At 31.3% G+C, this 22,896-nt stretch carries 24 protein-coding genes; 9 read left to right on the forward strand and 15 right to left on the reverse strand.

The window, feature by feature from the left end:
- Positions 1-39 precede the first annotated feature (39 nt).
- Together ES045_RS02565 and ES045_RS02570 are read right to left on the reverse strand one after the other, a co-directional pair.
- Positions 40-486, reverse strand: coding sequence for a response regulator (locus tag ES045_RS02565; protein ID WP_147111866.1), 447 nt, complete (start codon positions 484-486; stop codon positions 40-42).
- Positions 487-489: 3 nt separating this feature from the next.
- Entirely contained in the window at positions 490-1,053 is a 564-nt protein-coding gene (locus tag ES045_RS02570; RefSeq protein ID WP_147111869.1) for a helix-turn-helix domain-containing protein, read from the reverse strand.
- A gap of 73 nt (positions 1,054-1,126) precedes the next feature.
- On the opposite strand from ES045_RS02570, the gene ES045_RS02575 reads away from it, so the two are divergent.
- A complete protein-coding gene (locus tag ES045_RS02575; protein WP_147111872.1) occupies positions 1,127-2,317 on the forward strand; it encodes a DUF3095 domain-containing protein in 1,191 nt (396 codons plus the stop codon).
- A gap of 141 nt (positions 2,318-2,458) precedes the next feature.
- On the opposite strand, the gene ES045_RS02580 is transcribed toward ES045_RS02575, so the two are convergent.
- From ES045_RS02580 to metG, 4 genes are all read right to left on the reverse strand, one after another.
- On the reverse strand, positions 2,459-3,163 hold the full coding sequence (locus ES045_RS02580; protein WP_147111876.1) for an OmpA family protein: 705 nt from the start codon (positions 3,161-3,163) through the stop codon (positions 2,459-2,461).
- Between the two features lie 5 nt (positions 3,164-3,168).
- Positions 3,169-3,627, reverse strand: a complete 459-nt coding sequence (locus tag ES045_RS02585) for a lipocalin family protein (RefSeq protein WP_147111879.1) — start codon at positions 3,625-3,627, stop codon at positions 3,169-3,171.
- Positions 3,628-3,994: 367 nt separating this feature from the next.
- On the reverse strand, positions 3,995-4,897 hold the full coding sequence (locus ES045_RS02590) for a histone deacetylase (protein WP_147111881.1): 903 nt from the start codon (positions 4,895-4,897) through the stop codon (positions 3,995-3,997).
- Positions 4,897-6,969, reverse strand: coding sequence for a methionine--tRNA ligase (gene metG, locus ES045_RS02595; RefSeq protein ID WP_147111884.1), 2,073 nt, complete (start codon positions 6,967-6,969; stop codon positions 4,897-4,899). Before metG ends, ES045_RS02590 begins: the two co-directional genes overlap by 1 nt.
- Before the next feature lie 171 nt (positions 6,970-7,140).
- Here metG and ES045_RS02600 point away from each other — a divergent pair, with 171 nt between their 5' ends.
- Together ES045_RS02600 and ES045_RS02605 are read left to right on the forward strand one after the other, a co-directional pair.
- Entirely contained in the window at positions 7,141-8,097 is a 957-nt protein-coding gene (locus tag ES045_RS02600; protein ID WP_147112128.1) for an LD-carboxypeptidase, read from the forward strand.
- A 115-nt stretch (positions 8,098-8,212) separates the two neighbouring features.
- The gene (locus ES045_RS02605; protein ID WP_147111887.1) at positions 8,213-8,572 is read left to right on the forward strand and encodes a YraN family protein; all 360 of its coding nucleotides are present in this window, start codon (positions 8,213-8,215) and stop codon (positions 8,570-8,572) included.
- 36 nt (positions 8,573-8,608) lie between these two features.
- Here ES045_RS02605 and ES045_RS02610 read toward each other — a convergent pair whose 3' ends face one another.
- Entirely contained in the window at positions 8,609-9,973 is a 1,365-nt protein-coding gene (locus ES045_RS02610; protein ID WP_147111892.1) for a TlpA family protein disulfide reductase, read from the reverse strand.
- 106 nt (positions 9,974-10,079) lie between these two features.
- Between ES045_RS02610 and ES045_RS02615 the strand changes: the two genes are divergently transcribed.
- The gene (locus ES045_RS02615; protein ID WP_147111897.1) at positions 10,080-10,874 is read left to right on the forward strand and encodes an SDR family oxidoreductase; all 795 of its coding nucleotides are present in this window, start codon (positions 10,080-10,082) and stop codon (positions 10,872-10,874) included.
- Here the strand turns inward: ES045_RS02615 and ES045_RS02620 are convergent.
- Positions 10,871-11,230, reverse strand: a complete 360-nt coding sequence (locus ES045_RS02620; protein WP_147111901.1) for a hypothetical protein — start codon at positions 11,228-11,230, stop codon at positions 10,871-10,873. The genes ES045_RS02615 and ES045_RS02620 overlap by 4 nt on opposite strands.
- Before the next feature lie 83 nt (positions 11,231-11,313).
- On the opposite strand from ES045_RS02620, the gene ES045_RS02625 reads away from it, so the two are divergent.
- Positions 11,314-11,829: a CvpA family protein gene (locus ES045_RS02625; RefSeq protein ID WP_147111905.1), complete on the forward strand. Its 516-nt coding sequence runs from the start codon at positions 11,314-11,316 to the stop codon at positions 11,827-11,829.
- Between the two features lie 41 nt (positions 11,830-11,870).
- Positions 11,871-12,254, forward strand: coding sequence for a hypothetical protein (locus ES045_RS02630; protein WP_147111908.1), 384 nt, complete (start codon positions 11,871-11,873; stop codon positions 12,252-12,254).
- Positions 12,255-12,293: 39 nt separating this feature from the next.
- Here the strand turns inward: ES045_RS02630 and dxs are convergent, their stop codons facing one another.
- A complete protein-coding gene (gene dxs, locus ES045_RS02635; RefSeq protein ID WP_147111911.1) occupies positions 12,294-14,063 on the reverse strand; it encodes a 1-deoxy-D-xylulose-5-phosphate synthase in 1,770 nt (589 codons plus the stop codon).
- A gap of 110 nt (positions 14,064-14,173) precedes the next feature.
- Here dxs and ES045_RS02640 point away from each other — a divergent pair, with 110 nt between their 5' ends.
- Positions 14,174-14,623 (forward strand): nucleoside deaminase, encoded by a 450-nt coding sequence (locus tag ES045_RS02640; protein WP_147111915.1) that lies wholly within the window; start codon positions 14,174-14,176, stop codon positions 14,621-14,623.
- A gap of 103 nt (positions 14,624-14,726) precedes the next feature.
- A complete protein-coding gene (locus ES045_RS02645) occupies positions 14,727-17,240 on the forward strand; it encodes a S9 family peptidase (protein ID WP_147111918.1) in 2,514 nt (837 codons plus the stop codon).
- Positions 17,241-17,314: 74 nt separating this feature from the next.
- On the opposite strand, the gene ES045_RS02650 is transcribed toward ES045_RS02645, so the two are convergent.
- The 5 genes from ES045_RS02650 to ES045_RS02670 all read right to left on the reverse strand — a co-directional run bounded on the left by ES045_RS02650 (position 17,315) and on the right by ES045_RS02670 (position 20,702).
- The gene (locus tag ES045_RS02650) at positions 17,315-17,521 is read right to left on the reverse strand and encodes a helix-turn-helix domain-containing protein (protein WP_147111921.1); all 207 of its coding nucleotides are present in this window, start codon (positions 17,519-17,521) and stop codon (positions 17,315-17,317) included.
- Positions 17,522-17,523: 2 nt separating this feature from the next.
- Positions 17,524-18,027, reverse strand: a complete 504-nt coding sequence (locus ES045_RS02655) for a DUF2975 domain-containing protein (RefSeq protein WP_147111924.1) — start codon at positions 18,025-18,027, stop codon at positions 17,524-17,526.
- Positions 18,028-18,199: 172 nt separating this feature from the next.
- Complete coding sequence (locus tag ES045_RS02660) at positions 18,200-18,901, reverse strand: Bax inhibitor-1 family protein (protein WP_147111927.1); 702 nt, start codon at positions 18,899-18,901, stop codon at positions 18,200-18,202.
- Positions 18,902-18,966: 65 nt separating this feature from the next.
- Positions 18,967-19,401 (reverse strand): LexA family protein, encoded by a 435-nt coding sequence (locus ES045_RS02665; protein WP_147111930.1) that lies wholly within the window; start codon positions 19,399-19,401, stop codon positions 18,967-18,969.
- A 41-nt stretch (positions 19,402-19,442) separates the two neighbouring features.
- On the reverse strand, positions 19,443-20,702 hold the full coding sequence (locus ES045_RS02670) for a Y-family DNA polymerase (protein WP_147111933.1): 1,260 nt from the start codon (positions 20,700-20,702) through the stop codon (positions 19,443-19,445).
- Between the two features lie 109 nt (positions 20,703-20,811).
- Here ES045_RS02670 and ES045_RS02675 point away from each other — a divergent pair, with 109 nt between their 5' ends.
- Positions 20,812-21,303 carry a YdcF family protein gene (locus ES045_RS02675; protein WP_147111936.1) on the forward strand — a complete coding sequence of 164 codons (492 nt, stop codon included), beginning with the start codon at positions 20,812-20,814 and terminating at the stop codon, positions 21,301-21,303.
- Between the two features lie 19 nt (positions 21,304-21,322).
- Here the strand turns inward: ES045_RS02675 and ES045_RS02680 are convergent, their stop codons facing one another.
- Positions 21,323-22,834: a PLP-dependent aminotransferase family protein gene (locus tag ES045_RS02680; RefSeq protein WP_147111939.1), complete on the reverse strand. Its 1,512-nt coding sequence runs from the start codon at positions 22,832-22,834 to the stop codon at positions 21,323-21,325.
- Between the last annotated feature and the right edge of the window lie 62 nt (positions 22,835-22,896).

A 22,896-nucleotide genomic window follows, 5' to 3' on the forward strand; every position in this document is an offset into this window, starting at 1 on the left:
TAAAACGCGCTCCGATTTTATTATTGATTTTAACATCGCTTATAAACGTAATAAAAAGTTATCTTTATTTAAACCACTGGTATGATATTGCCAATTAATAGTAACAATATTAGAAAGTATTTTTTTTAATTTCTTAAAATCGTTTGGCTTTTTAATATAGATATTAGCGCCCATTACAAAAGTATTTTCAATATCCTCGTCAGAGGCAGAGGTAGAATAAATTGCTATTGCAATGTCTTTAAAACGATTGTCTTTTTTTATTTCTAACAAACATTCTATTCCAGATTTTTTAGGCATGTTTAAATCTAGAAAAAGAATACTTGGTAAAACAGTTGTAGTTTTATTTAAAAAATTCATCAATTGAACACCATCATTAAAGGTTTTAACGTTGGTATTTATTTTCAACTCTTCAAAAGCTTCTTCAAAAAATAATCGATCATCTTCATCATCATCTGCCAAAATTATAAAAACATCTTCTTCCTGCATTTGTTAGCTATTTTGGGTATTTAATTCTCTTCTTTTGGTAATTATTCGTTGAAATGCAGAAGGTGTAATACCTGTTGTATTTTTAAATTGTGTGCTTAAATGCGCAACACTAGAATAATTCAATTTAAAAGCGATATCTGTAAGTGTTAATTCGTTATTTGTTATGAGTTGTTTTGTGTATTCTATTTTTTGAAGAATTATAAAGTTTTCTACAGATGTATAAGTAACTTCAGAAAATAAGTTAGATAAATACCCATAACTATGGGCTAGTTTTTCAGATAAATAAACAGAACTTTTAACGTTAATATTACTTTCTTCATTAAACACCATATCTATAATTGTATCCTTAATTTTCTGTACTAAAATGCTTTTTTGATTTTCAAGAACCTCACTCCCATACTCTTTTAAAGCATGGTTTAGTTTTGTTAATTTTTCGTCGGTCACTTTTTCTAAAAACTCAATTTCACCAAATCCTAAAATTCTATATTTAAGATCTAGTTCACTCAATTTTTCTGCAATAACTTTGTTGCAAATTGCAGTAAAATCAAATTTTATAAATATTTTCATATATAGTTGTTACTTTGCTAAGATAGTAGATATTTACAAATATTTAATTTAAGTATTGATTTAAAAAATTACGATGATAGATAACCCGATTTTCTATAAGAATTTGACCTCTCATGACTTGGCGTTGCGAGAACTTTTAAAAAATGAAAATTTTTTTAATTCTGTACCTAATGATTGGTTTGTTATTGTAACAGATATTATAGATTCTACAACCGCTATAAAAAAGGGGCTTCATAATGACGTAAATTTAGTTGCAACAGGAAGTATTATTACTGTTTTAAATAAAATAAAAACAATAGATAGTAGTATTGTAATACCCTATTTTTTTGGGGGAGATGGTGCAACTTTTATTGTTCCCAAAGAAATTTTAGCAGCTGTTTTTTCAGCCTTAGAAGATTATAGTCTGCATGTAGAGAAGAGTTTTAATTTTATATTAAGAGTTGGTAAAATGAGTGTGGGAGAGGTCTACAAAAGTGGCGCTACACTTAGAATAGCAAAACTAAAATTAAATAAGTTTCTAGTTACACCGGTGGTGATTGGAAACGGATTAAAGTTTGCAGAAAAGTTTATTAAAGAGAACTTTAATGACACTTTAGAAATAAAAGAAAATAATATTCCATTGTATTTAGAAGGAATGGAGTGCAGGTGGGACGAAATCGAGCCATTAAATGATGAAAGTAAAGTTATTTGCTTGTTAGTATTGTGTACAAATGAATCTAAACAAGCCGAAGTTTTTACTAAAATTATGGATGAAATTGATTTTGTTTTTGGAGAATTAAGTGAGAGAACTCCTATAAATACTGTAAAATTGAAGCTAAACCCATCTCTAGCCAAAATTAATAAGGAAATGCACGCACGTTTAGGTAAGTTTGATAGAAAATATTTAATTCAAAATTGGTTAGTAACCAATTTTGGTAAGTATTATTTCAAGTTCTTTAAAGGTGGTAAAGAATATTTATATAAAGTATCTCAATTGTCTGATACCATCATGCTAGATGGTTCTATAAATACAGTTTTTTCGGGTACAGAAAAGCAAATTAGTAAATTAAAGTTACTGCTAGATTTTTTAGAGTCAGACGAAGAAATAATTTACGGAATGCATGCAACATACGCGTCTATAATGTCTTGTTATATTGAAGATAGAGAAGAGAAACACATTCATTTTGTTGATGGAACAGAGGGAGGGTACACAACAGCAGCAGGAGAATTAAAAAGGAAAATAAATTTAGATAAAGAATCTTTTTGGCAATTAGCTTCTAAATAAATTTAATTCTATATTAATTGTAGTGCAATCAGTATAAAAAAATTTACGTGTGCAAGAAACATGTTTTAAAACAGAATAGTTATTTAAAACAAAAAAGCCGCTATAGAGCGGCTTTTTTTATGAAGTTTTTGTTGAAACTATTTATTGTCCCACTTCTTTTTTTGCTTGCTCTATCATAACATCGTTGGGTACAATAGCAACATTTACTCTTCTGTTTTTTTCTCTTCCTTCTGCAGTAGAGTTGTCATATTTTGGTTGTGTTTCTCCATACCAGTGCGTTGTAAATCTTGTGCTTTGCAATCCTTTGTTTACTAAATAATCTGTAACAGACATTGCTCTTTTTTGAGATAAAGTCATATTATAATCATCTCTACCAGAACTATCTGTATGCCCAACAACTAGAATATTAGTGTCTGGAAATTCTGCAAAAACACTAGAAAGTTTGTTTAGTGTTTCTTGAGATTGATTATTAACATTCGATTTATTTGTATCAAAATAAACACCACTGTTTTCATCAAACGTTACCACAATACCATTGTCTACTCTTTCTACTTTTGCACCAGGAATTTCAGTTTCAATTTTCTTCGCTTGGTCGTCCATCTTTTTACCAATTAGAACACCAGCACCACCACCAACAACTCCGCCAATTAAAGCACCTAATTTGCTGTTTTTTCCACTACCAACATTATTACCAATAATAGCACCAAGTAATGCGCCAGCACTAGTACCAATTACAGCTCCTTTTTGTTTATTATTTGCATTTTTTGTTGCTTCACAACTTGTAAAACTTACAGCTAATGTTAATGCTACTGTAAATATCGATAGTTTTTTAAATACTCTTTTCATAATAATTATTGTTTTATAAAGTCCATGTTAATAATAAATGGAGTTCCATTTACGGTTAAATTTTGTTGCCATTTCATAGAGTACTCAGATAAATGAGATAGTTCTACTCTAAAGCCAACATTACTCTCGTTATTTTTAGGTTTCAATAAAAAATCATAATAACCAGAAATTTCATCTATTTCTTGAATTACAAAAATAAACGCTCTATCTCCAGTTTCACAATTTACTCCGTTTACAGTATATACACCAGAATTATTGTTCGGTACAAACTTCCAAGTGCTACCCTCTAAACACTCTTTTGAAGTGTCGTTAAACATTGTTACGTTATAATCACCAGTTTTACTATACGTAATTTTGTTTAAAACCCAATTACCTTTAATTGTTTTCTCTTTAGACCTCACATTCTTTGAAGCACCGCAAGAAAATAGGGTCGCTACAAACATTAAAATAATTAATTTTTTCATAAAATAGGTTTTTTTAGTAACACAAAGTAACAATTAAAAACAATGATAAATGAACGCTATTCAAATTAAAAAGAGTTCATTTGAAATAATTTTTGTTGCCTATTATCAAGGTAAAGAAGAATAGTTGCATTCTTTAGTAAAGAGAAGTCGAGTATTTTTTTAAAGATAACATATAAAAAACCACTTAAACACATAGGTGGATATAAAATTTAAACAAAGATTGTAGGGTTTTGAATCTTCTGATTTTTTTCATTCAAAATTTTTAGGTGCATCTTTGAACACCACAAAAATAGAAGAAGAAAGACTTTTAAATAGGTGTAATAAATTAATTAGTAGTGTTTTAAAGGTGATTAGACAGCTTTTGTGGCTAAAAGTAGATTTCTTGTGCCAATCGAAAAGTATTTGCGTGTGCATTAACAATCATATTAATATCTACGGAATAACCGCCTCCCATAGAACACATTACAGGAATTTTTAAATTGAAACATGTTTGCAAAACAAACCAATCTCTTTCTTTACAACCTTCTATGGTTAGACCTAATTTGCCTAGTTTATCAGTCTTAAGAACATCTACACCGCATAAATAATAGATGAAATCTGGTTTCTCTTTATTGATGATTTTTGGTAGCGTTTCTTTTAATATAGATAAATACTGCCCATCATTTGTGTCATTTTCTAACCCAATGTCTAAATCACTCTTTTCTTTTACAAACGGATAATTACTTTTCCCGTGCATCGAAAAGGTAAAAACAGACGCGTCATTTCTAAAGATTTCTGCAGTTCCGTTTCCTTGGTGTACATCTAAATCTACAATTAGTATTTTCTTTGCCAAACCTTTATTTTGAAGATATTTAGCGGCAATTGCTTGGTCATTTAACATACAAAAAGCTTCTCCACGATTAGAAAAAGCATGATGTGTGCCACCAGCAATATTCATTGCTATTCCGTTTTTTAGTGCAAACTCAGAAGCTTTCATGGTGCCGTCTGCAATAATCATTTCTCGTTCAATTAAAACTTCAGAAATAGGAAAACCAATTTTTCTTGCTGCCTTTTGTGAAAGCGTAATATTTAATAAATCGAAAAAATATTCAGGGTCATGAACTGTGAAAAAATGCTTACTATTGGGAACTTCTGGTTCAAAGAAATTTTCTTCTACACAAGTTCCTTCGTACAGCAGTTGTTGGGGTAAAAGGTCATATTTTTCCATAGGAAAGCGATGACCTTCTGCTAATTCATGTTTGTATATAGGATGATATGCTATTTTTAGCATTAACTAACTGCTTGTCCGTTTTTAACTTCTTTTGTAGGTGCTACGAAAGCTAATTTTCCATCCGGCGTATCTGTCATTAAAATCATTCCTTGGCTTTCTACACCACGTATTTTTCTTGGCGCTAAGTTTACTAAAACAGCAACTTGCTGACCTATAATTTCGTCTGGCGAAAAACTTTCTGCAATACCAGAAACAATAGTTCTTGTATCAATACCAACAGCTACCTTTAATTTTAAAAGTTTTTTAGTTTTAGCTACTTTTTCAGCCTCTAAGATGGTACCAACTCTAATGTCTAGTTTGGTAAAATCTTCAAACTCGATGGTCTCTTTTTGAGGTTCTAACACTTTATTTTCTTGTTCATTGGCTATTTTAGTTGCTGCTAACTTTTCAATTTGAGCATCAATTGTTTTATCTTCAATTTTAGAGAATAATAATTCAGCTTTGTTTATTTGATGAGCTGCAGGCAATAAAACGTTCTTTTCTACTACGTCTTCCCATTTCAATTCAGCAGAAAACTCCTCGTTATGCAGCATGTTCAGTATTCCTTTCAACTTCGTTGAAGTAAACGGTAAAAAAGGTTCCGAAACTACTGCTAAAGCTGCAGAAATTTGCAAAGCAACATACATAATTGTTTGTACGCGTTCTGCATCTACTTTTATCACTTTCCAAGGTTCTTCATCTGCTAAATACTTGTTACCAAGTCTTGCTAAGTTCATTAATTCTTGACTAGCTTCTCTAAAACGGTATCTTTCAATAGACTTACCAATTGTATTTGGAAACTCTTTTACAGCAGCTAAAACATCTTCATCTATTTCAGAGAAATCATTTGGCGAAGGCACAATTCCTTCATAATATTTATTAGTTAAAACCACAACTCTATTAATAAAGTTACCAAAAATAGCAACCAATTCGTTGTTGTTTTTTGCCTGAAAATCTTTCCAAGTAAAATCATTGTCTTTACTTTCTGGTGCGTTTGCCGTTAAAGTATAACGTAAAACATCTTGCTGATTTGGAAATTCTTCTAAATATTCATGCAACCAAACGGCCCAATTTTTAGAAGTCGATAATTTATTTCCTTCTAAATTTAAAAATTCATTTGCAGGTACATTGTCTGGTAAAATATAATCTCCATGTGCTTTTAACATTGCTGGAAAAATAATACAGTGAAAAACAATATTGTCTTTCCCTATAAAATGAACCAATTTTGTGTCGTCTTTTTTCCAATAATCTTCCCAGTTTTTTCCTTCTCTTGCGGCCCATTCTTTGGTCGCTGAAATATAGCCAATTGGCGCATCGAACCAAACATATAAAACTTTTCCTTCTCCATCTTTTAAAGGAACCGGAATTCCCCAATCTAAATCTCTGGTTACTGCTCTTGGTCTTAATCCGTCTTCTATCCAACTTTTTACTTGTCCGTAAACATTAGGCTTCCAATCTTTTTTATGACCTTTTAGAATCCATTCACGTAAAAAATCTTCATGTTTATCTAAAGGTAAAAACCAGTGTTTTGTTTCTTTTACTGTAGGTACATTTCCTGTAATTGCAGATTTAGGATTGATTAAATCTGTTGCGTTATGTGAAGTTCCACAGTTTTCACATTGATCTCCATAACTTTCTTCGAAACCACATTTTGGGCAAGTTCCTACCACAAACCTGTCTGCTAAAAACTGATTTGCTTCTGCGTCATACAATTGTGCAGATACTTCTTCTATAAACTCACCATCATTGTACATTTTTGTAAAAAATTCTGATGCCGTTTCATGATGAATTTTAGAAGATGTTCTCGAGTAATTATCAAAAGAAATTCCGAAATCTTCAAAAGATTTTTTAATGATTCCGTGGTATTTATCAATAATAACTTGCGGAGAAACCCCTTCTTTTTTTGCTCTCATTGGTATGGCAGCACCATGTTCATCAGAACCAGAAATATAGGCAACATCATTACCGGTTAAACGTAAATAACGTGCATAAATATCTGCGGGAACGTAAACACCTGCTAAATGCCCAATATGAATTGGACCATTTGTATAAGGTAAAGCTGCTGTAATTGTATATCTTTTTGGAGCACTCATGTGTTCTATGTATTAATTTTGGACTAATTTTTGAAGTGCAAAAGTACAAAAAAGGGAGTTTTAAAATTCATTGAAAATGGATACATTTACCATAATAAGATTATTAGACGATTAGAAACTAAAAAAAGACCTATTTTGAAGAAAATAATGCTATTTACCACATTTTTATTGATGACTTTCTCAGCTGTATTAGCACAACAAGAAACAGACAAATTAGTAACGCCACCTTATTTGCAAAAAGGAGATACGATTGCAATTGTTGCGCCTGCAGGAATTTTAAAAAACCGAAAGGAAGCCATCTACAAAGCAAAAGAACTTGCAGAAAGTTGGGGATTAAAAGTTGTTTTAGGAAAACATATTTTTAATCAGAATAGTCATTTTGCTGGCACTGATGCCGAAAGAGCAGAGGATATTCAAGAGGCATTAGACAATCCTAATATAAAAGCAATTTGGTCTGGTCGTGGTGGCTATGGTTCTGTTAGAGTTTTAGATTTATTAGATTATTCAGCATTTTTAGAACAACCAAAATGGATTATCGGATATTCTGATGTTACCGCATTTCACAGCCACATTCATAATTTAGGTGTAGAAACCATGCATGCGATGATGGGAACAAGTATAGATGACAAACCAGAATTAATTATAGAAACGTTGGCTACTTTTAAGAAAGCAATTTTTGGTGGTCAATTAAAATATACCATTCCTTCTTCTAAATATAATAGAAAAGGGATGGCTGAAGGACAGCTTGTTGGCGGGAACTTAGCGCTATTGTCTTCTATGTTAGGTTCTAGAAGTCAAACCGATACAAATGATAAGATAATTTTTATTGAAGAAATTGGTGAGTATAAATATAGCATCGATAGAATGTTGCAGAGTTTAAAAAGAGCAGGTTATTTTGATAATTGTGCAGGATTAATTATTGGCGATATTTCTAAAATTAAATCAAATTCAACAAAATGGGGCAGTTCAATTGAACAACTTGTTTTAGATGTTGTGAAAGGGTATGATTTTCCTGTATTATTCAATTTCCCAGCAGGACATAAAGAAGATAATAGAGCATTAATTTTTGGAAGAAATATTCAATTAGAAATTTCTAATAAGAAGTCTTCTATGGTTTTTGATAAGTAATAAGCTCTTTTTTTTTATAAAAGTAATCAATAATTTGTAAATTAACACATTGGTAATTTCAATAACCAATTGGATTTAGAGTTTAATTGATGACTGAATACTGTAAACTAAAATTATGGCAGAACATAATGACCTTGGTGAGAAAGGAGAAAAATTAGCAATCGATTTTTTACTTAAAAACGACTATAAAATTTTAGAGAAAAACTACCGTTATTTAAAAGCAGAAGTAGATATTATTGCTCAGAAAGGAGCAATTCTAGCAGTTGTGGAAGTGAAAACACGTTCTACCGATTATTTTGGAAATCCGCAAGACTTTGTAAATCCGAAGAAAATAAAACTACTACTTTCTGCCATCGATTATTATGTGATTGATAAAGACTTAGATGTAGAAGTAAGGTTTGATATTATTGCCATCATTCATCAAAAAAATAAAACAAAAATAGAACATTTAGAAGATGCTTTTCTTCATTTTTAATTCTTAAAATTAGAATAAAAAAGATAAACACCTTATTTACAACTGATTTATAGACATTTTTAAGTCGTTTAAAGTTTCTGGTTTTGCAATAATTTTCTTGTTAGCATCTAGTACAAAATAAGTTGGTGTGGCGTTAATGTTGTAGGTTCTAGCCGTTTTATTCTCCCACTTATTTAATCCCAAAACATGATGCCAGTTTGGTAGCGTAACTTTCATCTTATTCCAGTCAGCATCATTTCTTTCTAAAGAAAAAGCAACTACTTTAACATTGCTTTTATCTTGTAAAAATGTATGCAATTCGGGTATTTCTCGCAAACAGTGAGAGCAACTGGTACTCCAGAAAACCAATACATAGTTTTTTGCATTGTTTAAAGTAGAAAGTTGTACGTTTTTTCCGTTTTCTTTCCAAGAAAAATCGGGTGCAATTCTACCAATTTCTGTGGCTAATAAAGTTAATTTTTCAGTTTTAAAAGCGTCACTTTGTAAAGATTCTGGTAGTTTATTATAATAGTTTTCAAAAAGAAAATCGATCATTCCTAAGTTTTTAGTTTCTTCGAATTGACCAATTAAAAATTCGATTACATTTTTCTTAAAATTAGGGTTTTTAATTTTAGAAACTGCGGTTTCAATAGATGTTTTGTATAGTTTTTGTTGGGTTTCTACATCGTCGGAATAGTTAATGTAAAAAACAAAATCTGTAATTCTATCTACTAAGAAAGCCGAATTTATAAGCGTTTTGTTAGAAAAGTCCATATTATTAAAAAAGGAACTTGTCATATTAGACATGTAATCTTTTGCGATAGTTTTTATTTCAGAAGGATTTGCTCTTAAACTAGCTTTAATAAAAGGCTGAACATACATTTCTTTGGTACTTTCTAAATATTTTTGATGAATGGTATTTATTTTTGCTAACGTATTTTTATAGTTCGTTTTTAAATCTACTTCTGGATTTCTAATGGCGCTAATTTGTAGAGAATCTAATTTTTGTTGTTGCTTAAAAATATCATTTAAGTATTCTTTATAAATGATGTTTTCTTCAGATTCAGAAAACAACGTAGTTTGTTCGGGATAATCTGGATGAAATGCGAAACTCACATTTTCTTTATTAAAAATAAAATCTACAAAACTTGCGCCGCTTGTTCTGTAATTAATTCTGTAAGAACCCACTTTTGTGTTTGCGGGAAGTTGAAACTGAAATGTGCCAATTACTTGTTTTTCTCCGTCAATTGAAACCGTATCTTTTTTGATGGTTGTATTCTGAACAAATTTTTGTATTGAACCTTCAATTCGATATAAAATAACCCAATCTGTCTCTAAATTATTAGTTAATGTCCCTTTTACAGAGTATTGAGCTTGTGCAAATGATGTTATTAAGAATAAAAGAGCGGCTACTTTTTTCATTTTTTATATTGATTTTGATTCCTGAAGAACTATTTTCAAGAAGTGTACCAAAAATACTATTTCTGTATCAAATTAGGTATATTGTAACTCTTAAAAAAAATCTAATATGTCTTTTTCTAATAAAGTAGTTTGGGTTACTGGCGCTTCATCTGGAATTGGAAAAGCACTTGCTATTGAGCTTTCTAAACAAAATGCCAAAGTTATTTTATCTTCTAGAAAAACAGCATCTCTAGAGTTGGTTAAAAAGGAATGTAAAAATCCGCAGGACATAAAAATTATTCCGTTAGATTTAGAAGATTATTCCAACTTCAAAGAAAAGGCAGCAGTAGCTATTGTAGCTTTTGGTAAAATAGATGTTTTAATAAATAATGGTGGTATTAGCCAGCGTTCTTTAGTCGAAAACACAGAGATTTCTGTAGACAAACGCATTATGGATATTAATTATTTAGGAACCGTTGCATTAACAAAAGCTATTTTGCCACATTTTATTCAGAATAAAGCAGGTCAGTTTGCGGTAACCACAAGTATTGTTGGTAAGATAGGAACTCCTTTGCGCTCTTCTTATGCTGCAAGTAAACACGCTTTACATGGTTTTTTTGATAGTTTACGAGCAGAAAATCATCAAAATAACATTACTGTAACCTTAATTTGTCCGGGTTTTATAAACACCAACGTATCTAAGAATGCTTTAACAGGAAACGGAATTCCACAAGGCAAAATGGACGCTGCAACTGGCAATGGAATGTCGGCAGAAGACTGTGCAAAACAAATGTTAAAAGCAATTGATAAGAAAAAAGAAGAGGTTTACATTGCTGGCGCAAAAGAAAAATTGGGCGTGTGTGTAAAACGATTTTTCCCAAAGTTATTTTCTGTTTTAGTTAGAAAAATGCGTGTTACTTAATCTTCTAAATACGTTAAAACATCAAAATAATTAATAATAGCCTCTTTCATTAAAACCGTTTGTTCTCCTGGTTTTAAGTTCGGTAATTCAGTAATTATTTTATAATGTGGCCAGCTATCATCATCATAATAGTCAAATTCATAATAACCGTAAGGCTCTAGCAATTTGCAAATGGCAATATGCATTAAATTTACTTTTTCATCTTTCTTAAAAGGCGTATTTCCTTTTCCTAATTCCTGAACACCAATTAAATAGATAATTCCATCCATATTTAACTCGTCTCCATCGGCAAATTGATCTGTTAGTTTAGTAACTAACAAATCCCACTTTTCTTTTAAGTTAATAACTTTCTGCATTGCATTCGATTTTAAGTTTACAAAGATACAATGCACATTTTTAAATATTAAAAAAAAGATGTACGTTTGAAAAAATTATTTTAATGAATATTTTTGATATAATTATTGCTGCTCTTTTAATTTTTGGTGCAGTAAGAGGGGTTATGAAAGGGCTTTTTATTGAAGTTGCCTCTTTAGTCGCATTAATTGGTGGTGTCTATGGAGCCATTCATTTTTCTTATTTTATTGGAGATTTTTTAAAAGAATCTGTTTCATGGAGCGAAGAATACATTTCTTTAGCAGCATTTGCAGGAACTTTTATTGTAATTATTATTATAATTTCTTTGTTAGGAAAAATGCTAACCAAATTAGCAGATTTTGCAGCTTTAGGTATTATAAACAAACTCTTGGGAGGTGTTTTCGGTGCTTTAAAAATAGGATTAATTTTAAGTATCGTTTTTATTTTCTTCGGAAAAATGAATGATACAATTCCGTTTATAAACAAGGAAACCTTAGAAGAATCAATACTATATAAGCCCGTAAAGAAAATTGCCCCAACAATATTCCCTTCTATTATTAAAGATGAAAAAGGGGAAAAAACACTTAATCTAAATATATAAACTTTAATTTTTTTTTATAAATTGCTTGTCTAAATTAAAACATGAACAAATTATACTTTTTAGTTGCTATTTTAAGTCTAGGAATTTTGAGTTCTTTTACAGTAATTGATTGTTCAATTTTAAAAAATAATTCTTTTGAGTACAAAGTAGGTAATAAAGAAATAGTAGTTGTTTTTGGTGAAGATGAGTATATAGAATATCATGAAGAGAAAAAATACTACATAAAGTCTGATATTGAATGGATTACAGATTGCGAATACAATTTAATTATACAAGAATCTACTTTACCAAATTTCCCATTTAAAACAGGCACTACAATGAACATAAAAGTAGACCGCGTAAAAGGTAAAAAGGTCTATTACACTGCAACCTTAGGAGGAAGAACTTGGGAATGGAAAATGGTAAGAATCATGAAGAAAAAATAAAATTACAATACGTAATTTTCAATCTTCAAACTTTTTATTTTAAGATGTGGTAGAAAACACGTTTGCTAAGCTTTTAGCATCCAATCCAATTTTATTTTGAAGTTCTAAAACACTACCGTGTTCTACAAAATTATCAGGAATACCTAAGACTTTTATTGTATGATGATATTTGTTTTCTGCAGCAAATTCTAATATAGCGGTACCAAAACCACCTTTTATAGTGCCATCTTCAATAGTAAAAATAGTGGTATGATTTTTAAAAATACGATGTAATAAACGCTCGTCTAAAGGTTTTATAAAACGCATATCGAAATGAGCAATTTTATCACTTTTTTCTGAGATATCAATGGCATCAGAAACATTTTTAGAAATTGTACCAACAGATAAAACAGCAATTTTATTTCCCTCTTTTAATTGAAACCCTTTTCCTATTTCCAACTTTTCGAAAGGTTGTTGCCAATTGATAATGGTTCCTGTTCCTCTTGGATAGCGAATTGCAATCGGATTTTTTAATCCTAATTGAGCAGTGTATAAAATATTACGCAACTCAATTTCATTTCGTGGTGCAAAAATAATTAAGTTGGGAATACAGCGTAAATATGCCAAATCGAAAACACCATGATGTGTAGCACCATCTTCACCAACCAAACCAGCTCTGTCTAAACAAAAAATAACGGGTAAATTCTGAAGCGCAACATCATGAATTACTTGGTCATAAGCGCGTTGTAAAAACGTAGAATAAATGTTACAAACGGGCATTAAACCTTGTGTTGCCATGCCTGCGGAAAGTGTTACTGCGTGCTGTTCTGCAATACCAACATCAAAGGTTCTTTTTGGAAATTTCTCGAACATAAATTTTAAAGAACTTCCTGTTAACATTGCTGGTGTAATACCTACAATTTTATCGTTTTGCGCTGCTAATTCTACAATTGTTTTTCCAAAAACATCTTGGTACTTTGTGTACAAACTAGCTGCTTTTGGTATGCGTTCTCCAGAAATTTTATCAAATTTACCAGGAGCGTGGTAGGTAACTTGGTCTTCTTCTGCTTGCTGTAAACCTTTGCCCTTTGTGGTAATAACATGTAAGAATTTAGGCCCTTTTACCGTTTTTAATCTTTCTAATTCAGATAAGACTTTTGGTAAATCGTGCCCATCAATAGGACCCGAATAATCAAAGTTTAATGCTTTTATAATATTATTTTGAGCCGCTAGTCTTCTGTCTGTTTTTACCTTTGTTAAATACTCTTTTAAAGCCCCGACAGAAGGGTCGATGCCAATCGCATTGTCATTTAAAATAATGAGTAAATTTGCGTTAGAAACACCAGCATGGTTTAATGCTTCAAAAGCCATTCCGCTTGCAATAGAAGCATCTCCAATAACGGCAATGTGTTGTTTTTCTGTTTCTCCTTTTAGGTTCGATGCCATTGCCATTCCTAAAGCAGCAGAAATAGAAGTTGATGAATGGCCAACACCAAAGGTATCAAATTCACTTTCTTTTCTTGAAGGAAATCCTGCAATTCCACCAAACTGTCTATTGGTGTGAAAAACGTCTTTTCTTCCGGTTAAAATTTTATGTCCGTATGCTTGATGCCCAACATCCCAAACCAATAAATCATTAGGCGTGTCAAACAAATAATGAATGGCAATGGTCAATTCTACAACACCTAGACTAGCACCTAAATGCCCTTCTTTTGTAGCAACAATATCAATAATAAATGCACGCAACTCTTTTGCCAATTGTGGCAGTTGAGACGGATTTAACTTTCTTAAATCTTCTGGGTTTGATATGTTGTCTAGCAAATTCTTCATTGGAATACAAAAATACAATTTAACTTTGTGTGTTTGTAAAATAGCCGTTTAATAAATACAAATCTATCGCAAATATTTTACTTAATTTTGTCTCTTATAATCAATAAGACATGATACAACCATTCGACGATATTTATTTTATGAAAAAAGCCTATCAAGAAGCAGAAAATGCGTTTGATAAAGGCGAAATTCCTGTGGGTGCAGTTATTGTTTTAAATGATCAGATAATTGCAAGAGCACATAATTTAACGGAAACATTAAATGATGTAACGGCACATGCAGAAATGCAAGCATACACCTCTGCAGCAGATTTTTTAGGAGGAAAATATTTAAAAGATTGTATTTTATATGTAACGTTAGAGCCTTGTCAAATGTGTGCTGGCGCGAGTTATTGGGCACAAATAGGTGAAATTGTGTATGGCGCGTCTGAGCCAGAAAGAGGTTTTATCAATTTAAAAACAACACTTCACCCAAAAACAAAAGTAGTTGGCGGAGTTTTAGAAAATGAATGTTCGCAACTTTTAAAGCGTTTTTTTGTTGAAAAACGTAATTTGAATTAGTGTTAAATACTGTTAATGTTTTAACAAAAAGTAATATAAAATTTGTGGGGTAATTTGTTTTAGAGAACTTTAGCTTTTAATTCAAACTTAACAAGCACTACAAATGAAAAAAATTACGTTACTTTTTGTGTTTTTATTTACTGTTTCAGTAATTTCTGCACAAGAAACTCCAAAACCAAATTACAGAGCTGCCGCCAAATATTCGCCATCAAACTTAGCGAAAATGGTACATTCTACAAGTGTAAGTCCGCATTGGTTAAAAAAAGGAAATCGTTTTTGGTATTCTTATAAAACTTCAGAAGGATCTAATTACTATATAGTTGATGCAGACAAAAAATCTAAAAAACTACTTTTTGATAATGTAAAAATGGCAAAATGGTTAACAGAAATAACCAAAGACCCTTATGATGCAAAACACTTACCACGTTTGAGTATTAAGTTTAACGAAGCCGAAAATGCCATTCGTTTTAGAGTAACAGCAACAGAAGAAGTGGAAGTTATTGATGATGAAAAGGACGAAGAAAAAGAAGCAATCAAAAAGGATTCTACAGCAACAAAAAAAGAGAAAAGTAAAAAGCCTAAAATGGAGCCAAAGGTCTACCGTTTAGAGTACAGATTAGGTGGAAATGGCTTGACAATTATTGATACTAAAAAGAAAGAAAAAGAAGACTGGAAGAAGTGGGCAAATGTTGCGCCAGACAGTTCTATCGTTTTATATTCTAAGAATTACAATTTACATTGGATGGATAAGGTAAACTTTAAAAAGTTTATCAAAAATGAAAAAGATAGTACGGTTGTAGAGAATCAATGGACTAAAGATGGTGAAGAAAACTACGGTTATGGCGGTGGTTCTAGAGAAGATAATGTAGATAAAGAGAAGAATAAAGACAAAAGAAAAGGAATTTGGGGAACTTGGTCTCACGATTCTAAAAAGTTTATTTTTCAAAAATCAGACGCTAGACACATTAAAGATTTATGGGTAATTAATTCTACAGGTAAGAAAAGACCAACCTTAGAAACGTATAAATATCACATGCCAGGAGAACAAGAATACGCTAAATCTGAATTATTAATTTTTGATATTCCTACAAAATCGCACGTAAAAGTAGCTTTAGATACTATTAAACAGCAAAGTATTTCTGTTTTTAGAGCGCCTAGAAAACAATCTAGTAGAGATGATGATTTTACACCTTCTCTATTACTTTCTAAGAAAGGAAAAATATATTTCAGTGTCATTTCTAGAGATCGTAAAAAGTACGATATTAATGTTGCAGATCTAAATACTGGTGAATACAAAACCATTATTGAAGAGCGTTTTAATACGTACATTGAATCTCGTCCGTTAATTTTATTTAATAATGAAACAGAAATTTTGCATTGGGCAGAAAGAGATGGTTGGGCACACTTCTATTTATATGATGCAGATGGTAACTTAAAAAACCAAGTTACAGAAGGCAATTATCATGTAGCTGATTTTGCGGGCTTAGATGAAAAAAGTAGAAACCTTTATTTTACTGCAAATGGTGTAAATAAAGCGCAAGATCCTTATTATTTACATACGTATAAAATTAATTTAAACGGAAGCGGAATGCGTACGTTAGATGCTGGAGATTTTACAGCAAGTTCTTCTATGGCAGATTCTAATGAGTATTTTGTAAGTAATTATTCTAGAGTAAATACAGTGCCAAAATCTGAATTGAGAGACGCAAACGGACGAAAAGTACTAGATTTAGAAACTGCAGATTTATCGCAATTAATGGCTTCTGGGTATAAATTTCCAGAACCTTTTAAAGTGAAAGCAGATGACGGAATTACAGATATTTATGGTGTGATGTACAAGCCATTTGATATGGATTCTACAAAAGTATATCCGCTTTTAGAATACGTATATCCTGGGCCGCAAACAGAAGCTGTAAACAAAGCTTTTTCTTACAGAATGGATAGAGTTGATAGAATGGCGCAAGTTGGTTTTGTGGTTATTACTTTAGGAAATAGAGGAGGTCATCCAGATCGTTCTAAATGGTATCACAATTATGGTTACGGAAATTTACGTGACTATGGTCTGGCAGATAAAAAGTATGTTGCACAACAATTGGCAAACAAACACAAATTTATCGATATTGAAAAAGTAGGAATTTACGGTCATTCTGGTGGTGGATTTATGTCTACAGCAGCAATGTTAGTCTATCCAGATTTCTTTAAGGCGGCAGTTTCATCTGCAGGAAATCATGATAATAACGTGTACAATTCTTGGTGGAGTGAAACGCATCATGGTGTAAAAGAAGAGATTGACGGAAAAGGAAAAAGTTCTTATACCTACAAAATTGACGACAACCAATCTTTAGCGAAAAATTTAAAAGGACATTTAATGTTGATTCATGGAGATATGGACAATAACGTAAATCCTGCGGGAACCATAAGAATGGCAAACGAATTAATTAAAGCGCACAAACGTTTTGAATTTGTTATGATGCCTGGACAAAGACACGGTTTTGGAAGCATGACAGAGTATTCTTTTTGGTTGCGTGCAGATCATTTTAGCAAGTATTTGTTAGGTGAAGAAGCAACTGATGTAGATATTTTATATATGAATTTAAATAAGCCGATGAATAAATAAATATTTTTTATTCTTGTAAAGTTGATAAAACATAAAAAAACTCCGAATGAAAATTCGGAGTTTTTTTATTTAAATTAATCTTCTGTATACTCTAAAATATCTGCTGGTTGGCAATCCAACGCTTTACAAATAGCTTCTAAAGTAGAAAATCGAACTGCTTTTGCTTTGCCCGATTTTAAGATGGATAAATTAGCGGTAGTGATGCCAATAATTTCTGCCAACTCTTTGCTTCGCATTTTACGTTTGGCAAGCATAACGTCTAAGTTTACGATAATTGCCATAATTATATTGTGAAGTCGTTTTCTTGTTTTTGATTTTTTGCAATTTTAAATACCTCACTTAAAACTAAAAAGAATAAGCCTAAACAAATAATTACTAAATGTTGATTCAACCCAAACTCTAAAGTTATTTTTTGCTCAAAATAGATTTTACTTATTATTGAAATTGTTAATGAAATGAAACCAGAGATTGTTAGTAGGTTTCCTGTTTGTTGAAACGATTTTATAACGCTCTCTTCAAATATTTTTACTCTTATAAAGTGATTTAATATTTTTCTAAAGAAATGTAAAGCGGCAATAATTAATAGATAATTCAAGGCAGAAATCACAAACAATACTTTTGACAACAGATCATTTTGATTGATGTTTACAGCGTTTATCTTGATATTAAAATCAGCCAAGTCAATAAAGAAAACAGCAAATGAAAAGCCAACGATTAATAGTATTATTGGCATCGAAAATATCCAAAGTAAATCTACAATTGCTTTTAAAATATTAATTTTCCGCATAGTTATATATAATTTAATACTTCAAATATATAAAAATTATTGAAAAACAATAATAAAATATTATTTATTGATAATTATTTAGTTTTAGTGAAAAAATAAATTGACATAAAAAGACCTCACAGATTTTCAAAATATGTGAGGTCTATAATAATTTATATTTTTAAATTAAGTATTAATCTCTAGACATAAATATGGATAACACATACCAAAAAAGTAACATTAAAGAAGCGAATAAACCTAAAGAAGCAGGAATATAATCTTCTGTTCCGTATTTATTTACCAAGTTAGACGTTTGGTACAAAATAGCACCTCCGGCCAAAACACACATTCCTACAGAGAACCACAAACCTAAATCGAAACCAAATAAAGCCCCTGCAACTATTAAACCCATGGCAATAAAAAAGCCAACTGTTAAACCTGCTTTTAAGAATGAAAAATCTTTTTTAGTTACAAAAACTACTGCAGAAATACCTGCAAATAAAGCCAAGGTAACAACGGCAGCTTGTTGCACTAATTCGGCACTTTCAGTATAGTAAATTGCCATGTATAAAAGCGGTACAAAAATAATTGCTTGTGCAAAAACGTATAAAGCATACGCCATGTATTGTACGTTTTTATCGGCAGTTTTTAAAACAGTACTTTCTGCATAACTAGTAACAAACATAAAACCACCTAACATTACCAACCAACGCCAACCTTGTGTCATAGACATCATAAAGTTTACAATTGTATCGCTTTGTAATAGTAAATATTCAAAAAGTACAAATAATAAAACGCCACCAGCAACGTGTGCGTATGTTTTTTTATAAAATGCAACCCGAATCTCATTTGTAGATTCGATTAACAATACTTTGTTTCCAAAAGTGTTTTCCATAGTTTTTTAAATTGATAAATAAAGATATTAATTTTCTTGAAAAGAAGTGTAGGTGAAGTAGAAATTTAGACTTTTTTTATGACACTTGTTACAATTCCCCATATCATAAAATCATTCTCTTCTGTGATGTGTATGATCGGATAATTAGGATTTTCTGGTTGCAACCAAACTTCATTTTTTTCTACACGAAGTCTTTTTACAGTAAACTCTCCGTCTAAAAAGCAAACGGCAATTTTATTGTTTGTAGGTTCTAAACTTCTGTCAATTACCAATAAATCGTTGTCGTCTAAACCAGCACCAATCATAGATTGACCTTTTACTTTAGCGAAAAAAGTAGCATCTTTATTCTGAATAAGTTCATCATCTAAAGAAATTCTAGTTTCTCTAAAATCATCTGCAGGAGATGGAAATCCCGCAGAAATGCCAACATCAACTAAAACGGCCCCGTTACCAGACGAAGTTTTAGGTGTAAAAAAAGTAAGTGTTTTTGATGTTTCCATTTGTGTGCAAATTATAACTTTTCTTTAAACTTATTCGTATTTTATTTAACGATTAAAATTTCATTGATATTGGTCGTGAATTTTTTAGATAAACGCTCTTGACGCATTTTCCAAGTGCGTTGTAAATCTTGATTTCCTAATTTAATTTTGTCTGCTTTAAACTTTTTATTCAGTTTGTCAATTGCAAACATTAAAGGTTTGTGTTTCGGATTTTCGCTTGAAAATAAATTCAATTGAAAATTATCATTTGGCACCAATCCCGTAACAATTACACCTGCCCTTTTGTATTTAACGCCCGGTTTAAAAATAGATTTTACAGCTGCTACAGCAGCATTTGCAATGGTTAAAGTAGAATCTGTTGGAGAAGAAAAAACAACAGTGGTGCTTTCTCTGTGTTGTTGAAGCTCTTTTTTATGCCGGTCGCTAGAAAGTTGTACAATTAGCATGTGACAACTCGATTCTTGATTCCGTAATTTTTCTGCACAACTTGCTGCAAACGTAGAAATTCGTTCTTTTATATTATCGATATCAGAATAGGTGTACTCGAAACTTCTAGTAGTTGCAATCATTTTTTTAGAAGAAACAGCGTCTTCTAAAGGTATTTTAGAAATGCCTTGTAAATCTTTCTGCAAACGCCATGCTACAATAGAAAATTCTTTTAAAACCCAATCACTAGAAAGTTGTGTAAAATCATACGCAGTAATACAACCTTTGTCTTGCAAACGCTTCTTTAATTGGCTTCCAATTCCCCAAACATTACCAATTTTCGTCCATTTTAAAGCCTTAATTCGTTTTTCTTCAGAATCTATAATACAAATTCCTTTAGACTGTTTTAGGTTAGAACGTGCAATTTTATTGGCAACTTTAGTAAGTGCTTTGGTTGGAGCAACGCCTACGCACGTTGGTATGCCTGTCCATTTTAAAACCCGACTTCTAATTTTTGTTGCATATTCCTCTAAATTATAATTTTCAAAACCTTTCAATTCTAAAAAAGATTCATCAATAGAATAGACTTCTACATCTGGTGAAAAATCTGCCAAAATATTCATCACTCTAGCACTCATGTCTCCGTACAAAGGATAATTAGAAGACAAAACGGTAATATTATTTGCTTTACAAAAGGCATCCCACTTAAAAATAGGCGCACCAAAAGGCAGTTGTAACTTCTTAGCTTCATCGCTCATAGAAATAACACAGCCATCATTATTGCTTAAGATAGCAACTGGTTTTTGTTGTAAGTTGGGGTTAAAAACCCGCTCACAAGAAGCATAAAAATTATTACAATCTACCAATGCAAACATGGCGGTAAAGATATAGCAAATTTACCTGTTTTTGTATTGATGGGTTTATCAAATAATTTGTAAATTAGTACAGTTGTTGATTATTTTTGTTCAAAATTATAAGTTATTTATGGCCAAAGAAATTTTAGTTGTTTTAGGATCTCCAAATTCGCCCACAGGAGAATTAAGTACTATTTCAAAAGAAAGAGTAGATTTTTGTTTAGAAATATATCAAAAAGAAATGCTGGTTTTGTGCACGGGAAGTTGGGGAGCGCATTTTAATACAGCTAGTGAACCCCATGCTTTTTATATCAAGAATTATTTAATCGAAAAAGGAATTCCAGAAGATCGTTTTTTAGAATTTGCTTTATCAACAAACACGGTTGAAGATGCTGTAAAAACACGAGATATTATTTCAGTATTAGAAAATATACAGGTAACAATTATTACTTCAGACTATCATTTAGAACGCGTAAAACTAATTTTTAATGAGGTTTTAAAAGAGTATAAACTGACCTTTTTTGGAGTAAAAAGTAATTTTGAACAAGAGGAATATAGTGCTTTAGTAAAGCATGAAAAGAAAGCGATAGCAGAAATTATAAAAAACGGATTGTATTATTAGAATTTTAAAAAAGACAACACTAATTTTCAATAGCTCTCATAGATACTTTATTATAAGCATCTTTTAATTTTGTAATGACAGGCTCTATTTCTTCTAGATTTAAATGCCCAAACCCAAAACGAATAGCACAGGTGTTTTTATCTTGATAAAGAACTGTTTTTGGTAGAAATAAATTGTTTTTTTCGGCTTCTTCTGCTAGTTTTACTAAGGATATATTGGTTTGAAATTGCAACCAGATTGCTAGTCCGCCAGAAGGAATTTTCCATTGTGCTATTTCTGAAAAGTAGTGCGTTAAGAGTTCACACAAACAATCGCGTCTTTGCTTATAAATGACACTGTTTTTTTTCATGAGACGGTAAATTTCACCTTCATGAATTAATTCAGACAACATTTGTTCTTGAATTAAATCGCCTTGTTTGTCTAGCAATTGTAAATAATTCTTTGCTTCAGAAATCAAATTTTCTGGCGCTACCACAAATCCTGTTTGAAAACTAGGAAATAAGGATTGTCCTAGCTTTCCTAAATAAATAACCATTCCATTTGTATCTGCACTTGCCATGGGTAACATTGCAGAACCATCAAACTGAAAATCGTAATCGTAATCATCTTCAATAATAGCAAAACCATATGCTGCAGCTAATTGCAACAAGGCTAAACGACGCGCTACACTTAACTTTACCATTGTTGGGTAATCTCTATGTGCACATATATATACACATCGAATACTTCCTTTTATAAAATGATTTTTTATGTATTCGATATCTAAACCATGAGCATCTACAGGAATTGTTTTGATAGTTGCGTTGGCTTGTTGAAAAATCATATTGGCGGCATAATTACTTAAATGACCAACTAAAACAACATCTTTTTGTTTTATTAATAATTGAGAAACGATGTACAAACTCATTTCTGTACTTCGTGTATTTATTAAGTTGTTCGAATTGATATGAAATCCTCTTGTTGCATTTAGATAATTACAAAGTTGCGTTTGAAATAAAGAATAGGAAGGTTCATTGGGGCTGTTCCATTTTTTTATCAGCGTTTTTCGCTTCATAGCAGCGCTGTACCATCTTGTGAATTCATGAACGGGATGTAATCTTAAATCTGGTTTTCCATCATTAATTGTGTACTTCGCAGCTGTTAATTGAGAAGTGGATGCTAAATGAAATGATTCTTGAAAGGGAAATCCTGTTGTTTTGGCAGTTGTATATGCCTGATTTATTTTTTGAGAAGGAGCTTTTATTTTTGATGATTTTTGCTTTGGCTCTAAAACAAACGTGCCTTTGTTAGGTATGATTTCTACCCAACCCTGTGAAGCCAACTCTTCATAAATAGCAACGGCTGTGTTTCTATGAACATGTAAGAGTTGCCCTAACACTCGTGTTCCTGGTAGCATGATGCCTTTAGATAAATACCTACGTTGTATCGCATTTATAAGTTGCTGTGAAACTTGTATGTATACAGGTTGAGGTATCGATTTATCAAAATCGATGAGTTGTTTTAGTAAGGCACTAACCGGACTATCTATCATTTTAAAACTGGACTAGTTTAGTCGTCCGGAAAGTTACGACTTTTGCAACGTTTTAAAATCAA

It is taken from the genome of Polaribacter sp. IC073 (assembly GCF_007997075.1).
In the GTDB taxonomy this organism is placed as follows: domain Bacteria; phylum Bacteroidota; class Bacteroidia; order Flavobacteriales; family Flavobacteriaceae; genus Polaribacter.

Excerpts from the sequence above, each read along its gene's own strand:
- metG (WP_147111884.1), bottom strand. The coding sequence starts at position 6,969 with ATGAGTGCTCCAAAAAGATATACAATTACAGCAGCTTTACCTTATACA.
- ES045_RS02630 (WP_147111908.1), top strand. The coding sequence starts at position 11,871 with ATGAACAAATTATACTTTTTAGTTGCTATTTTAAGTCTAGGAATTTTG.
- ES045_RS02675 (WP_147111936.1), top strand. The coding sequence starts at position 20,812 with ATGGCCAAAGAAATTTTAGTTGTTTTAGGATCTCCAAATTCGCCCACA.
- ES045_RS02620 (WP_147111901.1), bottom strand. The coding sequence starts at position 11,230 with ATGCAGAAAGTTATTAACTTAAAAGAAAAGTGGGATTTGTTAGTTACT.
- ES045_RS02645 (WP_147111918.1), top strand. The coding sequence starts at position 14,727 with ATGAAAAAAATTACGTTACTTTTTGTGTTTTTATTTACTGTTTCAGTA.
- ES045_RS02585 (WP_147111879.1), bottom strand. The coding sequence starts at position 3,627 with ATGAAAAAATTAATTATTTTAATGTTTGTAGCGACCCTATTTTCTTGC.
- ES045_RS02640 (WP_147111915.1), top strand. The coding sequence starts at position 14,174 with ATGATACAACCATTCGACGATATTTATTTTATGAAAAAAGCCTATCAA.
- ES045_RS02590 (WP_147111881.1), bottom strand. The coding sequence starts at position 4,897 with ATGCTAAAAATAGCATATCATCCTATATACAAACATGAATTAGCAGAA.
- ES045_RS02650 (WP_147111921.1), bottom strand. The coding sequence starts at position 17,521 with ATGGCAATTATCGTAAACTTAGACGTTATGCTTGCCAAACGTAAAATG.
- ES045_RS02570 (WP_147111869.1), bottom strand. The coding sequence starts at position 1,053 with ATGAAAATATTTATAAAATTTGATTTTACTGCAATTTGCAACAAAGTT.
- ES045_RS02575 (WP_147111872.1), top strand. The coding sequence starts at position 1,127 with ATGATAGATAACCCGATTTTCTATAAGAATTTGACCTCTCATGACTTG.
- ES045_RS02660 (WP_147111927.1), bottom strand. The coding sequence starts at position 18,901 with ATGGAAAACACTTTTGGAAACAAAGTATTGTTAATCGAATCTACAAAT.
- ES045_RS02625 (WP_147111905.1), top strand. The coding sequence starts at position 11,314 with ATGAATATTTTTGATATAATTATTGCTGCTCTTTTAATTTTTGGTGCA.
- ES045_RS02680 (WP_147111939.1), bottom strand. The coding sequence starts at position 22,834 with ATGATAGATAGTCCGGTTAGTGCCTTACTAAAACAACTCATCGATTTT.
- ES045_RS02565 (WP_147111866.1), bottom strand. The coding sequence starts at position 486 with ATGCAGGAAGAAGATGTTTTTATAATTTTGGCAGATGATGATGAAGAT.
- ES045_RS02600 (WP_147112128.1), top strand. The coding sequence starts at position 7,141 with ATGACTTTCTCAGCTGTATTAGCACAACAAGAAACAGACAAATTAGTA.
- ES045_RS02610 (WP_147111892.1), bottom strand. The coding sequence starts at position 9,973 with ATGAAAAAAGTAGCCGCTCTTTTATTCTTAATAACATCATTTGCACAA.
- ES045_RS02665 (WP_147111930.1), bottom strand. The coding sequence starts at position 19,401 with ATGGAAACATCAAAAACACTTACTTTTTTTACACCTAAAACTTCGTCT.
- ES045_RS02670 (WP_147111933.1), bottom strand. The coding sequence starts at position 20,702 with ATGTTTGCATTGGTAGATTGTAATAATTTTTATGCTTCTTGTGAGCGG.
- dxs (WP_147111911.1), bottom strand. The coding sequence starts at position 14,063 with ATGAAGAATTTGCTAGACAACATATCAAACCCAGAAGATTTAAGAAAG.
- ES045_RS02615 (WP_147111897.1), top strand. The coding sequence starts at position 10,080 with ATGTCTTTTTCTAATAAAGTAGTTTGGGTTACTGGCGCTTCATCTGGA.
- ES045_RS02605 (WP_147111887.1), top strand. The coding sequence starts at position 8,213 with ATGGCAGAACATAATGACCTTGGTGAGAAAGGAGAAAAATTAGCAATC.
- ES045_RS02580 (WP_147111876.1), bottom strand. The coding sequence starts at position 3,163 with ATGAAAAGAGTATTTAAAAAACTATCGATATTTACAGTAGCATTAACA.
- ES045_RS02655 (WP_147111924.1), bottom strand. The coding sequence starts at position 18,027 with ATGCGGAAAATTAATATTTTAAAAGCAATTGTAGATTTACTTTGGATA.